At 41.1% G+C, this 13802-nt stretch carries 15 protein-coding genes; 6 read left to right on the top strand and 9 right to left on the bottom strand.

All coding sequences use genetic code 11. The annotated features are described in order from the left end of the window. Positions 1-57 precede the first annotated feature (57 nt). The 6 genes from tilS to BACCOP_RS13405 all read left to right on the top strand — a co-directional run bounded on the left by tilS (position 58) and on the right by BACCOP_RS13405 (position 5788). Positions 58-1338 (top strand): tRNA lysidine(34) synthetase TilS, encoded by a 1281-nt coding sequence (gene tilS, locus BACCOP_RS13430; RefSeq protein ID WP_007570012.1) that lies wholly within the window; start codon positions 58-60, stop codon positions 1336-1338. 102 nt (positions 1339-1440) lie between these two features. Continuing rightward, positions 1441-2136, top strand: a complete 696-nt coding sequence (locus tag BACCOP_RS13425; RefSeq protein ID WP_040312091.1) for a hemerythrin domain-containing protein — start codon at positions 1441-1443, stop codon at positions 2134-2136. Beyond that, positions 2133-2741 (top strand): response regulator transcription factor, encoded by a 609-nt coding sequence (locus BACCOP_RS13420; RefSeq protein ID WP_007570008.1) that lies wholly within the window; start codon positions 2133-2135, stop codon positions 2739-2741. Before BACCOP_RS13425 ends, BACCOP_RS13420 begins: the two co-directional genes overlap by 4 nt. Positions 2742-3066: 325 nt before the next feature. Then, entirely contained in the window at positions 3067-3807 is a 741-nt protein-coding gene (locus BACCOP_RS13415) for a (Fe-S)-binding protein (RefSeq protein WP_022126144.1), read from the top strand. Further along, the gene (locus BACCOP_RS13410) at positions 3804-5171 is read left to right on the top strand and encodes a lactate utilization protein B (RefSeq protein ID WP_007570001.1); all 1368 of its coding nucleotides are present in this window, start codon (positions 3804-3806) and stop codon (positions 5169-5171) included. Before BACCOP_RS13415 ends, BACCOP_RS13410 begins: the two co-directional genes overlap by 4 nt. Positions 5172-5173: 2 nt before the next feature. Continuing rightward, positions 5174-5788 (top strand): LutC/YkgG family protein, encoded by a 615-nt coding sequence (locus tag BACCOP_RS13405; RefSeq protein ID WP_040312090.1) that lies wholly within the window; start codon positions 5174-5176, stop codon positions 5786-5788. A 115-nt stretch (positions 5789-5903) separates the two neighbouring features. Here the strand turns inward: BACCOP_RS13405 and BACCOP_RS20485 are convergent, their stop codons facing one another. From BACCOP_RS20485 to BACCOP_RS13365, 9 genes are all read right to left on the bottom strand, one after another. Next, entirely contained in the window at positions 5904-6062 is a 159-nt protein-coding gene (locus BACCOP_RS20485; RefSeq protein WP_007569998.1) for a hypothetical protein, read from the bottom strand. Positions 6063-6173: 111 nt separating this feature from the next. Next, positions 6174-6836, bottom strand: a complete 663-nt coding sequence (locus BACCOP_RS13400) for a hypothetical protein (protein WP_007569995.1) — start codon at positions 6834-6836, stop codon at positions 6174-6176. Then, positions 6817-7656, bottom strand: coding sequence for a metallophosphoesterase family protein (locus BACCOP_RS13395; RefSeq protein ID WP_007569993.1), 840 nt, complete (start codon positions 7654-7656; stop codon positions 6817-6819). The genes BACCOP_RS13400 and BACCOP_RS13395 overlap by 20 nt, the downstream gene beginning before the upstream one ends. Before the next feature lie 111 nt (positions 7657-7767). Then, a complete protein-coding gene (locus BACCOP_RS13390) occupies positions 7768-8907 on the bottom strand; it encodes an aldose epimerase family protein (RefSeq protein WP_007569991.1) in 1140 nt (379 codons plus the stop codon). 208 nt (positions 8908-9115) lie between these two features. Next, positions 9116-9412 (bottom strand): hypothetical protein, encoded by a 297-nt coding sequence (locus tag BACCOP_RS13385; RefSeq protein WP_007569989.1) that lies wholly within the window; start codon positions 9410-9412, stop codon positions 9116-9118. Positions 9413-9829: 417 nt separating this feature from the next. Further along, positions 9830-10564: a LytR/AlgR family response regulator transcription factor gene (locus tag BACCOP_RS13380; RefSeq protein ID WP_007569987.1), complete on the bottom strand. Its 735-nt coding sequence runs from the start codon at positions 10562-10564 to the stop codon at positions 9830-9832. Between the two features lie 18 nt (positions 10565-10582). Beyond that, the gene (locus tag BACCOP_RS13375; protein WP_007569986.1) at positions 10583-11632 is read right to left on the bottom strand and encodes a sensor histidine kinase; all 1050 of its coding nucleotides are present in this window, start codon (positions 11630-11632) and stop codon (positions 10583-10585) included. 152 nt (positions 11633-11784) lie between these two features. Continuing rightward, a complete protein-coding gene (locus tag BACCOP_RS13370) occupies positions 11785-13005 on the bottom strand; it encodes an ABC transporter permease (RefSeq protein WP_007569985.1) in 1221 nt (406 codons plus the stop codon). A 41-nt stretch (positions 13006-13046) separates the two neighbouring features. Next, a complete protein-coding gene (locus BACCOP_RS13365; protein ID WP_007569984.1) occupies positions 13047-13793 on the bottom strand; it encodes an ABC transporter ATP-binding protein in 747 nt (248 codons plus the stop codon). Positions 13794-13802 lie beyond the last annotated feature (9 nt).

The following is a 13802-nucleotide window of genomic DNA, read 5'->3' as shown; positions in this document are numbered from 1 at the left end:
TTTCTACTTTTGAAATATTCACCTGCGTGTTTACAGAACATTTTTTACCTTTGCAGTATGTTTAGACAAAAGGTTATTCAATATATAAATGAGAAACACTTGTTTCATCGTAGCGATAAGATACTTGTGGCATTGAGTGGCGGTGCAGATTCCGTTGCTTTGCTGCGTGTGTTGTTGCTGGAAGGATATAATTGCGTTGCAGCACATTGCAATTTTCACTTACGTGGTGAAGAATCTGACCGGGATGAAGAATTTGTTCAGAATTTGTGTCGAGGACTGGATGTACCACTTCAGGTTATACATTTTGATACGAACGGATATGCTTCCCGAAAAAGAATTTCTATTGAGATGGCCGCACGCGAACTTAGGTATGAATGGTTCGAACAGGTACGTCTACAGGTTGGAGCAAGTGTGATAGCTGTAGCTCATCATCGTGATGACAGTGTAGAAACTTTTCTCTTGAACTTAGTCAGAGGGACAGGTATTAATGGACTTAAGGGAATTGCTGCTGTCAATGGTAAAGTGGTGCGTCCGCTGCTTGACGTCAGCCGTGATGACATATTGGCTTTTCTTGCCGATTTAAAACAAGATTATGTGACCGACAGTACAAATCTGGAAGATGAATATCTGCGTAATAAGCTTCGTCTCAATGTTATCCCGTTATTAAAAGAGATAAATCCTTCTGTCTGTGAATCAATAACTGAAACTGCACGCAGACTGTCTGATGTGGAGGCTGTGTACCGTAAGTCGATACAAACAGTATGTACAGAAGTAACAGAGAGGGAAGGTAAATTCAGTATTTCCCGAATAATGAAAGCTGTAGCTCCCCTTGCCGTTTTGTTTGAATTACTACATCCTTATGGCTTCAATGCTGTTCAACTGAAGAATATATATCGAAGTTTAGGTACAGAATCAGGTAAATTGTTTTATTCGGAAAACTATGTTTTACTGCGTGACCGCGATTATTTATTTCTGAAAAGAAGAGAAGAATCGAAGGAGGATCAATCTTACACTTTACATCAGGAAATTTGTCAAATAGAAGATGGTTTTGAGGTTTCCCGAAATCCTGAACTTGCCTGTTTGGATGCCGATACTGTAAAAGAACCACTTGTGTTGCGCCGGTGGCAGTCGGGGGATAAGTTTGTTCCTTTCGGTATGCATAGTTTCAAAAAAGTGCGTGACTATCTGCGCGATCGTAAATACTCTTTGTTTGAAAAAGAGAACCAGTATGTAGTCTGTTCGGGAGAGAATATTGTATGGCTGGTGAATGAACGTACTGATAATCGTTTTCGTGTAACCGAAAAGACGCAAAGAGTTTTGAAACTTTGGATAGAGTAAGGGACAGCCGGACTTAATAAATACCTATAAATAGGGATTGCGTACCCTGTATAGATTGTCTTACTTTGTAAACGAATATAATGTATGAATTCTATTTTTAATATGTGCGGAACCAAAATATATAAGCCAACCGATAAGATGAGTGACTTGATTTGCGAAAACTATGCTTTGTTGCAAGTCTTAAGCCGTTTTGGTGTATCACTGGGATTCGGAGATAAGTCAGTACAGGAGGTATGCAGCATGAATGGAGTAGATTGTACCACTTTTCTTGCTGTCGTAAATTTTCTGACTGAAGAAAATAATCGTATGCAGGATCACGTGACCGGGCTTTCTGTACCTGCTTTGATGGATTATCTACAGCGGGCCCATTCGTATTTTCTGGATTTTCAGTTGCCTACCATACGCCGTAAGTTGATTAAGGCTATAGACTTTTCATCTCAAAATGAAGTATCGTTTCTGATACTCCAGTTTTTCGATGACTATGTAGGTGAGGTCAGAAAACACATGGAGTATGAAAATGAGAAGGTCTTTACCTACGTACGCGGCTTATTGAACGGTGAACGTTCCGCCCAATATAATATAGGAGTCTTTGCGCGTCATCACGATCAGGTAAATGCAAAGCTGACCGAATTGAAAAATATCATCATTAAGTATTATCCGGCCAACGGCGATAATCAGTTGTTGAACGCAACATTGTTCGATATATTTAGTTGTGAAGAAGATTTGGCATCGCATAATCGGGTAGAAGATTACTTGTTTGTCCCTGCCATAATGGAATTGGAAAAGGGGGAAAAATGAAATCTCAGGAAATAATCTTGATAGCTGTGGCAGAAACTTCGGTGATAGTCCGGAGCGGACTGGTTGCGGTACTGAAGCGCCTGCCTGACATGAATATACAGACTATTGAAGTGACATCAAAAAAAGGACTTCAGCATTGTATGGAAGCACATACACCGAATATTCTGATTGTGAATCCTCAGTTCGAAGGGTGGTTCGATGTGGATGCTTTCAAAGAACATTATCCTCATCTGGAAACAAAGATTGTATCATTAATCTGCACTTTTGTAGATGCCAATCAGTTGAAGGGATACGAAGAAAGCATTAATCTGTTTGATGATGTTGAATCTTTGGAGAAGAAAATCTCTGTACTTATGAATTTTGCAGAAGAAGATGATTCCGGTCAGGATACACTAAGTCAGAGAGAAAAAGAAATTATCGGTTGCGTAGTACGGGGGATGACCAATAAGGAAATAGCCGAAAAACTCTATATTTCTGTTCATACTGTAATCACCCACCGACGGAATATTACGCGCAAGCTGCAAATTCATTCAGCGGCCGGACTTACTATTTATGCTATTGTAAATAAGCTGGTGGAACTAAGCGAGGTTAAAATGAAAATATAGTGTTCTTATCTGGAATGCTTCTAAAATACCTACAAATAGGTATTGCTGAGATAGGCAAATGACCGTATCTTTGCAGTGTTAGTCATATGAAATTACGTAAAACCACAAAGTAAAAAGTTAGTTATTAGTTGGGTGCACCCTGCGAAGTGATTCGCGGGGTGCACGCGCTTTATCCCTTTGGCTCAATTTTGATACAGTATAGACCGGACATCGCTTACTTTTTTCTTAAAAACCGCATATTTCTTAAACTTTTTCATTTTTCTTTTTTTGTTTATTCAATGATAACGCATACCTTTGTTTATACAGAAACAAAATAGGTAAAATGATGAAAGTAGGATTATTTATTCCCTGCTATATCAATGCCGTTTATCCCGAAGTTGGAGTTGCTTCATATAAGCTCCTTAAAAGTTTGGGGGTAGATGTAGACTATCCGTTAGACCAAACCTGTTGCGGACAGCCTATGGCGAATGCAGGGTTCGAAAATGAATCGAAAGAATTAGCAAAGCGATTCGACCGGTTATTCGAGAGTTATGATTATATAGTTGGACCTTCTGCCAGTTGTGTAGTATTCGTGCGCGATCATTATGGCAATCTGCTGGAAGGAGAAAAACATCGTTGTGCCAGCGAAGGCAAGATATACGATATCTGCGAGTTTATCCACGATGTGGTGAAGCCGTCTTCTCTTCAGGCTTCGTTTCCTCATAAAGTAAGTATTCAGAACAGTTGTCATGGAGTGCGTCTGATGAAACTCTCTTCTCCCAGTGAACTGAACATACCTTATTATAATAAGCTACGCGATTTGCTGTCGTTGGTAAAGGATATCGAGATCGTAGAACCCGAACGTCCAGACGAATGTTGTGGCTTTGGCGGTATGTTTGCCGTAGAAGAACACGATGTTTCAGGGCAAATGGGTCGTGATAAAGTAAAGCGTCACATGGCGACTGGAGCCGAATATATTGTAGGAGCCGATGGCTCTTGCCTGATGCATCAAAACGGTATTATCTCGCGTGAGAAGCTTCCTATAAAGACCATTCATATTGTTCAAGTATTAGCTGCAGGATTATGAGTACGAAACATTCAAAAGCTGCCGGAAAGTTTCTGGAGAATAAAGAACTGGCAGCATGGCACGATGAAACATTGTGGATGGTTCGTGCCAAGCGTGATAAAGTGAGCAAAGAGGTTCCTGAATGGGAATATTTACGTGATATGGCATCTGCCATAAAGATGTATAGCAACAGCCACCTGGATCAGTTGCTGTTGGAGTTTGAAAAAAATGCCTTGGCCAACGGAGCTTATGTATATTGGGCGAAAGATGCCGATGAATATTGTTCCATTGTCTATAATATATTGAACGGACATCAGGTGAAGCATTTTATCAAAAGCAAATCAATGCTGGCAGAGGAATGTGGACTGAATGAATTTCTTGAGAAGAAAGGTATAGAGGTCGTAGAAAGCGATTTGGGAGAGCGTATTCTTCAGCTGATGCATAAACGTCCGAGCCATATCGTACTTCCTGCTATCCATGTTAAGAAAGAAGAGATCGGAGAGTTGTTCGTCCGCGAGATGGGAACAGAGCCTGGCAATAATGACCAGACCTATCTTACTCATGCTGCCCGTAAAAACCTGCGTCGTAAGTTTATCGAAGCCGAAGCTGCTATGACGGGTGCGAATTTTGCTGTCGCTTCAACCGGAGAATGTGTCGTTTGTACCAACGAAGGCAATGCTGATATGGGAACATCACAGCCCAAACTTCAGATAACGGCGTTCGGCATGGAGAAGATTGTGCCGGACCGTGATGCACTGGGAGTATTTACCCGTCTGCTTGCTCGTTCAGGTACAGGACAGCCTATTACGACTTATACATCTCATTATCGGAAACCTCGTAAAGGGGGAGAGCTGCATATCATCATTGTAGACAATGGCCGAAGCCGTATTTTGGCCGATCAGGAACATGTAAAAGCCTTGAACTGTCTTCGTTGTGGAGCGTGTATGAATACCTGTCCGGTCTATCGTCGTTCGGGAGGTTATTCATATACTTACTTTATCCCTGGTCCTATCGGTATCAATTTGGGTATGCTGAAGGCACCTCTTCATTACTATGACAACGTATCGGCATGTTCGTTGTGCTATTCATGTCAGAACGTGTGTCCTGCAAAGGTAGATTTGGCCGATCAGATTTATCACTGGAGACAGCAGTTGCATACACTGGGGGTAGCCAGCTCTTCCAAGAAACTGATGTCAGGTGGAATGAAATTCCTTATGTCGCGTCCGGCATTGTTCAACTTCGCTTTAAAAAATGCTCCGATTGTAAACTCATTGCCTCGAGGCATGATATACAACGACTTGAATGATTGGGGTAAAGAACGTGAAATACCTGAATTTGCCAAAGAGAGCTTCAATGAAATGTGGAAAAAGAATAAAGTGAAATGAGTATGAGTAGCAGAGAAGACATATTGCAAAGCATACGCCGCAATACCAGAGTGCGTTATGAAAAGCCCGATTTGTCCGCCTTGGAGCATGAAGCTCTTACATACGAAGACAAACTTTCGAAGTTTTGCGAGGTTATAAAACAAGTAGGCGGACAGGCTGTAATACTGAAAGATAAGGAAAATGTCAATGACGTGATAAAGGCTGCATATCCTGATGCCAAACGCATTGCTTCAACAATAAAGGAAATAAAGACAGGAAATACAATACAACCCATTACTTGTAGTACTTTTCATCCGGACGATGTAGAGGAATCGGGAGATCTGGATGGTACTGATGTAGCAATCGTCGATGGACGTATAGGAGTCTGTGAGAATGGAGCAGTATGGTTGACACAAGATGTGGAACAACGTGCCGTATATTTTATATCCGAAGCGCTGGTGATTATACTCGACAGAAACAATCTGGTAAATAACATGCACGAGGCTTATAAGCGAATCGATACAGGCGAATATGGCTATGGCGTATTCATTTCTGGTCCTTCGAAGACAGCCGATATCGAACAGGCGCTTGTTATGGGGGCACACGGAGCCCGCAGTGTTACGGTAATTCTGGTTTGACAGTTCTCTTTTTGACCTGAATAAAAGCTTGCCCTATTCACATAGAGCAAGCTTTTTTATCATATAGGAAGAAAGTTTATAAAGAGATTATTTTGAGTGTTTCTGCATTATATGTTTAGCGTATACATAATATAGCAATCCACCACAGGAGATTCAGTACAATGATTCCTCCGATAATGGCACATATGGTTCTTGCTGTATTTTTCTTGTTTACTGTGGTACTTTCCATAATATGTTCCTCGCTATATTTATGTTCGATTTGCTGTATCATCATAATTATTTTTGTTAGTCATCTTTAAAATGAGTGATACAGGCAAATACTGCACTGGGCGGAAACGATTTTTCTTATTTTAAGCCTTGTTAATTATCGGGAAGCTAAAATCTTTTATTTGTTCTTAAACAGTTGCACTTTTGCACCGAAAGAAAAGCGAAGTACATCTCTCATGGTCAGACTCCGGTTGGTCGCTTTGCTGATGATATACAGCTCGCAGGTACTGACCTCGTAAAATAGAGAGATATGTTGTACTATACTGTTTTTCAGATTGAAGTTCATACGTTGCCCGATAAAGATATACGGGCGAATTTTCGTACTGAAATTATAATATCGGTTAGGATAGCGTCCGGGTTCCTTCTCCCAAAACTCTTCTCCGGCAATGGTGGTAAGATACATTCCGCAGTAAAAAGGCTCTAGTGCCCAATGCTTGTCGAAACTCATGCTCCACGGTATGTAGTTTTGCTTTACTGTCAGTGTAAGAAGGAAATCGCTGGCATATTTAGCAGGCAGATATCCGAGCAGAACATCTGTTTCCCATTGCCTGCGTTTACCATAATCCCAACCTACACCGGTAGACAGTACTCCCATACCACCGGCATATTGCATTTTTACGTGAGTAGGTTTCATTCGTTCCCATCCTTCATATCTTAAGTGTATACGTTTGTCCCATCTTTTAGTATCGGAAACCTCTTGAGGTTCATCTGTTATAGCAAGCAGATTGACTGGGAAAGCCAGCAGGAGAGTCAGTAAATATTTAAAAATTGACCAGTTCATAATCGTAACCGTTTGGGGTGATAGAAAAATAAATATAGCTCCGCTTGTTTATGGAAGGAGCAGAATAGTACATAATGCCGTCATCGAAAAACTCATTTTCATTAAAGCTGTGTACATGTCCGTACACGCAGAATTGCAAGGACGGGAACTGAGTAATGTAATACTGGAATACTTTTGCTATATTGTTATTGAACTGTTCAGAGTAAGGAGGTGCATGCATTGCCACTACTGTCTTTTTTGCTTGAGACGGAACGTGTTTCAGTTCATCTTCTAGAAACAAAAGGTTGGGAACAGCTTCCGAATAATCAAACTCCAACGCATTCGTATTCAGGCATATAAAATGAGTATCTCCACCGGTAAACGAAAAATTTTCATTGCCGAAGATCGTATTGAACACTTCTTTTCCGGTAGCAAGACAGTCGTGATTACCTAGTAAGCATACATAAGGAACGTTCAGTCGGTTCAAACGGTCACGTTGTTCTTCGAATTCCATTTTCATACCGAAATCGGATAAGTCGCCACAGTGTATTACGAAATCGATATCATTTCGTCCGTTGATTGCATTTACTGCATCTTCCGTTTCGTCATACCAGCGCTGGGTATCGCTGATAAGTGCAAACGAGATACTTTGCTTTCCGGCTGTACTGGCTTCTATCGACTGAATGTTCCTTTCATTAATATTAGTTTCTCCCTCTATGTTTAAATCGTAGGGGTGATATTCTATCATATCGCATCCAGTCTGGGCTATGATTGTACTTCCAAGTAAAAAGCAGCCCAACAGGCTATGCAAGACATGGATATATTGCTTTTTTTTGAACATATATTTTTGTTTTTCTGTTTGTTATGCAAATGTTGCCATAAAATATCACATTGCGATAACTGTTTATACAGAAAAACTGTTCCAATTTGCTGAATATCACCCAAAGACCTGTTATTTTTCTATAACGAACTTGTACATGGTATGGCTTTGGAATATTTCTCCCGGAGCCAATGCTGTAGAAGGAAACTGCGGGTTGTTCGGGCTGTCCTGAAAATGACATGTTTCGAAGCATACGGCTCCTCGGAACGGATAATAGATGCCGTTCTTACCTTCGACCTTGCCTTTCAGTCCGTTTCCTGTATATATGTGGACTGCTGGTTCGGTAGTATAAATTTCCATTTTACGTCCACTTTTTTCATCATATATCCATGCTGCCGGGCGAGTATCATCTCCCGGATGGTTAAGTGCCCAGGCATGATCGTAACCGTTCACTACATGCAACTGTCCATAGTCGTCGTTTATATGTTCACCTATTGCATGAGGTTGTTTGAAATTCAGTGGTGTACTTTCTACGGGCCAGAATTCTCCTGTTACGCATTTCTTGCTGTCGTAAGGAGTGAAATAGTCGGCATCTACCCACATGGTCTGATTTTCTACGCTGCTGTTCAGGTTTCCCGATATATTAAAGAATGAATGGTTACACAAGTTAAGAACGGTAGGTTTATCCGTGGTAGCCTTGTAGGATATATCTAACGCATTATCTTCAGTGACTGTATAAGTCAGCTCTATATGCAGATTCCCTGGAAATCCGTTTTCTCCATCGGGAGAAAGATAAGTCAGTGTAACAGACGAGGGAGAGGTTTGTCTGGCTTTCCACATTCGTGCACCAAAATTCGGATTGCCTCCATGAGCGGTATGTCCGTCAGCGTGATTGGCTTGCAAGTGGTATTCCTTACCATTCATTGTATATCTAGCATGCAGGATACGTCCGATGTATCGCCCCACGGTAGCACCATAGTTTTGTGACTGGCTGGTGTAGCTGTTTATATCAGAAAAGCCGCATACTACATCTTCCATTTTTCCGTTACGGTCGGGAACCATGAGGGATACTACCCGTGCACCATAGTTGGTAATACATGCTTCAACACCATTTTTGTTGTAGATCCTATACAGACAGGTTTTTTCTCCGTCTACCTTTTGTTGGAAATGAGCAGAGTGTAATCCTGACGAGGAGATAAATTTGTTTCCGCCACAGGAGTTGAACATGCAGGCAAAAGCCATACAGGCGAGGATATATACAGATTGTTTCATACGTGTTTATATTGGTTTGATATAATGTTAAGCAATGCTAATAAAAAATATGCTGATATTTTCCTGAAAAGAAGGTGATATTTTGAAAAAAATTGTACAAATTTTTATTGAAAGATTACCTTCTTTTATTAGATATTTTATGAATAGGGATAAATCGGTTTATCAGAAGCTTTAAATAAATCGCTTATTTAGGGTAATTTGTTTATTATCAGATTAGTAAGGCGGCTGCGAATCCTAAAAGGAGGATTAACGGAATTAAGTCTACCAAGCTGATGCACAATCCGGCAATGGCTAGTCCGCGGGGAGATTTGAATATGCCGATAAACGAAAAAATGAATCCCAGCAGCCACAATATCCAGTTGAGTACAGGTACCCAGCATCCTAAAAGCGCCAGCAGAGCCAGTACAAATCCGGCAGTTCCCAGACCGTTCGATTTTCTGGATTCTTCCCGAATGATAATTGTTTGGTGTACGGGATTGCCCGACATCTTTTCTTGATTTTCCATAATATTAAGTACAGTCCTTCAGTCCCGAAAAGACATTTAAGTAATACAAAAAGCGTGGAACTGCAATCTCTTTATTTACCGGAGGTTATAACGCTTTTAAAAGTTATTTCTTGATACCGCCGGAGCGATACAGAATTCAAAAATACGAAAATATAATCAATTTATGCTTTATCCTGCGAATTTATTGATAGAAGAGAAATATTATAAAAAAAGATACTCCTGATGAACACTTTCAGCAGGAGTATCACAACACAAAAACTAAACTAGACTTAACTAAACTATTCAAATAAGAAGTTTCACAACTTCTGTTCTTATTATGTACTCTACAAATATAGAGGTTATATTTAGAAGTGACAAGCCTTTGCGCAAAAAACTTCAAAATGTGCAGTAAAAAAAAGTTAAATAATAGTACTCTGACTAAACAATATGTTCATTAACATAATTTTGAAGTTCCTGTTTGTAACTGTCAGAGATCGGAATATAATCTTTTCCGAATACGATTCGTCCTTTGTCGATAACTTTTATTTTCTGTTTCTGTACGATAAAAGACCGGTGTACACGGATAAACTGGTTGGCCGGAAGCTTTTCTTCCATGACACGCATGCTGACCAATGACAGGATAGGTCTGTCTTCATTCTCAAGATGAATTTTGATATAGTCTTTCAGGCCTTCTATGTATAATATTTTGTTAAGCTCTATTTGTATTAGTTTGTAATCACTTTTTACGTATATATAGTCTTTTTTATTCTCGTCTGAATCTCCTTCCGTGCTTTGCTTATCTGCTTTTTGCTGTAGTTCAAACCATTTTACAGCTTTATTGATAGCTTCCATAAAATCGGAATAGCTGATGGGTTTCAGCAGGTAATCGAGGGCATTTACCCGATAGCCGTCGAGTGCATATTGGTCGAAAGCTGTAGTGAAAATAATTCGTGTGTCTTCAGATACCATGCGTGAAAACTCCAGCCCGTTGAGTTCAGGCATCTGGATATCCAGAAAAAGTACATCTACCGGATGATCGGGTAAATACTTCATGGCTTGTATGGCACTGGAATAACTGCCGGAGAGTTCCAGAAAAGGTGTCTTTTTTATGTAACTTTCCAGAAGCCCGAGTGCTAGGGGCTCATCGTCTACAATGGCACATCTTAAGTTCATATTTATAGTTTTTGAGAGTTAATGTTTAAGGTATATGATGATATTGGAAAAATACTCTTTTCCGTCGTCAGACAAGTGATTGTCCCATTTATATATTCCGGGGTAAACCAGTTCCAGGCGCTTTCGTACTTGTTCCAGTCCGATACCCGAACCGCTTTTATCGGCTCTTGTCTTAGGATAATTACTGTTGCGTATGGTACATTCTATCTTGTCATTATCTTCCGAAATGGAGATGTTTATATAACTGGGCTCTACGGGAGAAATCCCATGCTTGAATGCATTTTCTATCAGTGAGATAAAAATCAAGGGAGCAATGGGGGTCTGACTTTTGGGCTTGATATTGAAGTTGGTCTGTATATCTACCTGGGCAGAAATACGGATGCGCATGAGTTCGATGTAATTGCGTATAAAATCGATTTCCTTGCTCAGTGGGACAAACATCTGCTGGTTGTCGTAAAGTACATAGCGCAACAACTTGCTTAACTCTTGCACAGCTTGTTGTGCTTTGTCTGTATCAAATGTTATCAGTGCGTAAATATTGTTTAGCGTATTCAGCAGAAAATGAGGATTAAGCTGATTACGTAAGTTTTTCAGTTCTGCTTCGGTACGGCTTTTTACTGCTTCCCGGCGTTCCGCTTCGGTCTGACTCCAGCGCTTACTCATACAGATGGCAACGCTCAGCCCTGCCGAGAATATAAGGCTTGCCATATCGCGCAAATAAAAGATATATGATGGCGGCATGGGGCGATGAGACGGTGGAGGAGGGCAGTGCATATTGTTCCAGTAGCGTAAGCCAAAGGTCAGAATAATAATAACTATCGCATTTATGAAAATAAACCGTTTGGTTTGCTCATGAAATAAAATATGAGGTATAAAAACGAAATAATTCAGATAAAAGATAATGCATAGTGTGGTTGGCACTATACAGTGAAACATGAAATCTTTCCAGTTTATCGTTCCGTCATTGTTTTGCGTAAAGAACAACGGGAAAGCGAAAAAGAGTCCCCAGCAAATGGTGTGTATCAGGATTTCGAGTGAACGGTGTGTGTTATCAGTGAGCTGTTTCATAGGTGATGTAGTCTGTACAAACAAAAGTAACTAAAAAATTTAAAAAGTCCGGCTGCGTAGCAATACTTTTATTGCCATAGACAGCCGGACAAGGAAACCAAAGTTATGAAGAACAAAGTTATAAAGATGAACTTTCACAAGCTCATTTATCGTTATTCATATCGTAATGCTTCAATCGGATCAAGGTCGGCTGCTTTTTTGGCAGGATACCATCCGAAGAAGACTCCTGTAACGGTACATACCGCGAATGACAGCAATACACTCCAGGGCTGTATAAATACCGGCCAGTGTGCCACTGTTTTGATGACAAAGCTGGCTCCGCATCCTAAGATTACTCCAATCAGTCCTCCGGTAATACTTATCAGTATGGCCTCTATCAGGAATTGTGACAAGATGTCGATGCCGCGTGCACCAACTGACATTCGCAGACCTATTTCTCGTGTACGTTCCGTTACGGATACATACATGATGTTCATGATTCCGATACCTCCTACAACCAGTGAAATTCCGGCAATGCAGGCAAGCAAAGTTGTCATCAGGTCGGTTGTTGTATTCAGCATTGAACTCAATTCTTGCTGGGTACGGATGGTAAAGTCATCATCGTCGCTTGCTTTCAGTTTGTGTTCACGGCGCAAGATAGTTGTGATTTCATCTACTGCCTCTTGAGTCATATCTTCGGTCAGTGCCGAGGCGAAGATACCACTCAGATAAGTTTGTGCCAATAGACGCTTCATTACTGTGGTGTAAGGAGCCAGCACTACATCATCCTGGTCCATACCCATTGAGTTGTATCCTTTCGACTTCAGGACTCCTACTACCCGAAAAGGTATTTTGTTGCATCGTATAATCTTACCTATCGGATCGGTTCCGTCGGGGAAAAGATTGTCTACAATTGTTTTACCAATTACGCAGACTTTAGCTGCTGTCTGGATATCATTCTCTGTAAACATTTCTCCCTGTTCTACTGTGAGCTGGCGGATTTTCAGGTAATCTATACTTACTCCACTCACTGAAGAGGGGTAGTTGTTGGGGCCGGCTATAAGTTGTCCGGAAGAAGACACATTGGGACTGATGCCCGAGAGAAACATACATTCATTGCACAATGTTTCGTAGTTTTCCAGCTTCAATGTCTGCATGGAAGACGGGTCTTGGCGAACTCCTCCTCGCATTTCTGCTCCCGGATGAATCATAATCATGTTCGAACCCATTTCCGAAATCTGCTGTTGTATGCTTCGTTTCGATCCCTGTCCGATAGCTAGCATGGCAATTACGGAAGCTACGCCGATGATTATACCAAGCATGGTAAGGAAGGCGCGGAGCTTATTGTTGGCCAACGCACGGAGGGCTATTTTAAAAAGGTTTGTTCCGTTCATGTTGTTCTTAATTTATAAGTTATCGTACGATAAAGACTTAGTTAGTCTTCATCATTTTTCGGCAAGGCTGCAAGAGCCTCTGCTGCCGATAAAATATGATTGTTTACCGTATCTTCGATTACATGTCCGTCACGCAGGCGGATATTCCGGCTACTGTATTGAGAGAGTTCCGGATTGTGAGTAACGAAAATAATGGTGCGTCCTTCGGCATGTAGCTTCTGGAAGAGTACCAGAATTTCGAAAGATGTACGTGTATCGAGGTTACCGGTTGCTTCGTCGGCCAGAATAACTGCCGGATCGTTTACCAATGCACGGGCGATTGCTACACGCTGCATCTGTCCACCGGACATCTGGTTCGACTTATGTTCCAGTCTGTCGCCTAATCCTACAGCAATCAGCGCTTCTATAGCTCTGCGGCGTCGTTCGGCAGCACTGATGGCTGAATTATACATCAACGGGAGTTCTACGTTTTCTACTGCCGTTGTTTTAGGCAGCAGGTTGTAGTTCTGGAATACGAATCCAATCTTGCGGTTACGTAAGATAGCTCGTTGAGGCTTGCTCATGGTTCTTACGGAAACTCCATCCAGCAGATACTCTCCGCTGGTGGGAGTGTCCAGACATCCCAGTGTATTCAGTAATGTAGATTTTCCTGAACCGGATGTTCCCATGATGGTAACGAACTCTCCTTCTGTGATAGAGAATGAAACACCTCGCAGTGCGTGTACGGTTTCATCTCCTACCTGAAAGTTTCGTTTTATATTTTGTAATTCTATGACAACTTTACTCATTGTATTATT

This window comes from Phocaeicola coprocola DSM 17136, assembly GCF_000154845.1.
Lineage (GTDB): Bacteria > Bacteroidota > Bacteroidia > Bacteroidales > Bacteroidaceae > Phocaeicola > Phocaeicola coprocola.
The sequence above is the reverse complement of the archived record's forward strand: the minus strand, read 5'-3'. Positions and strand labels throughout refer to the sequence as shown.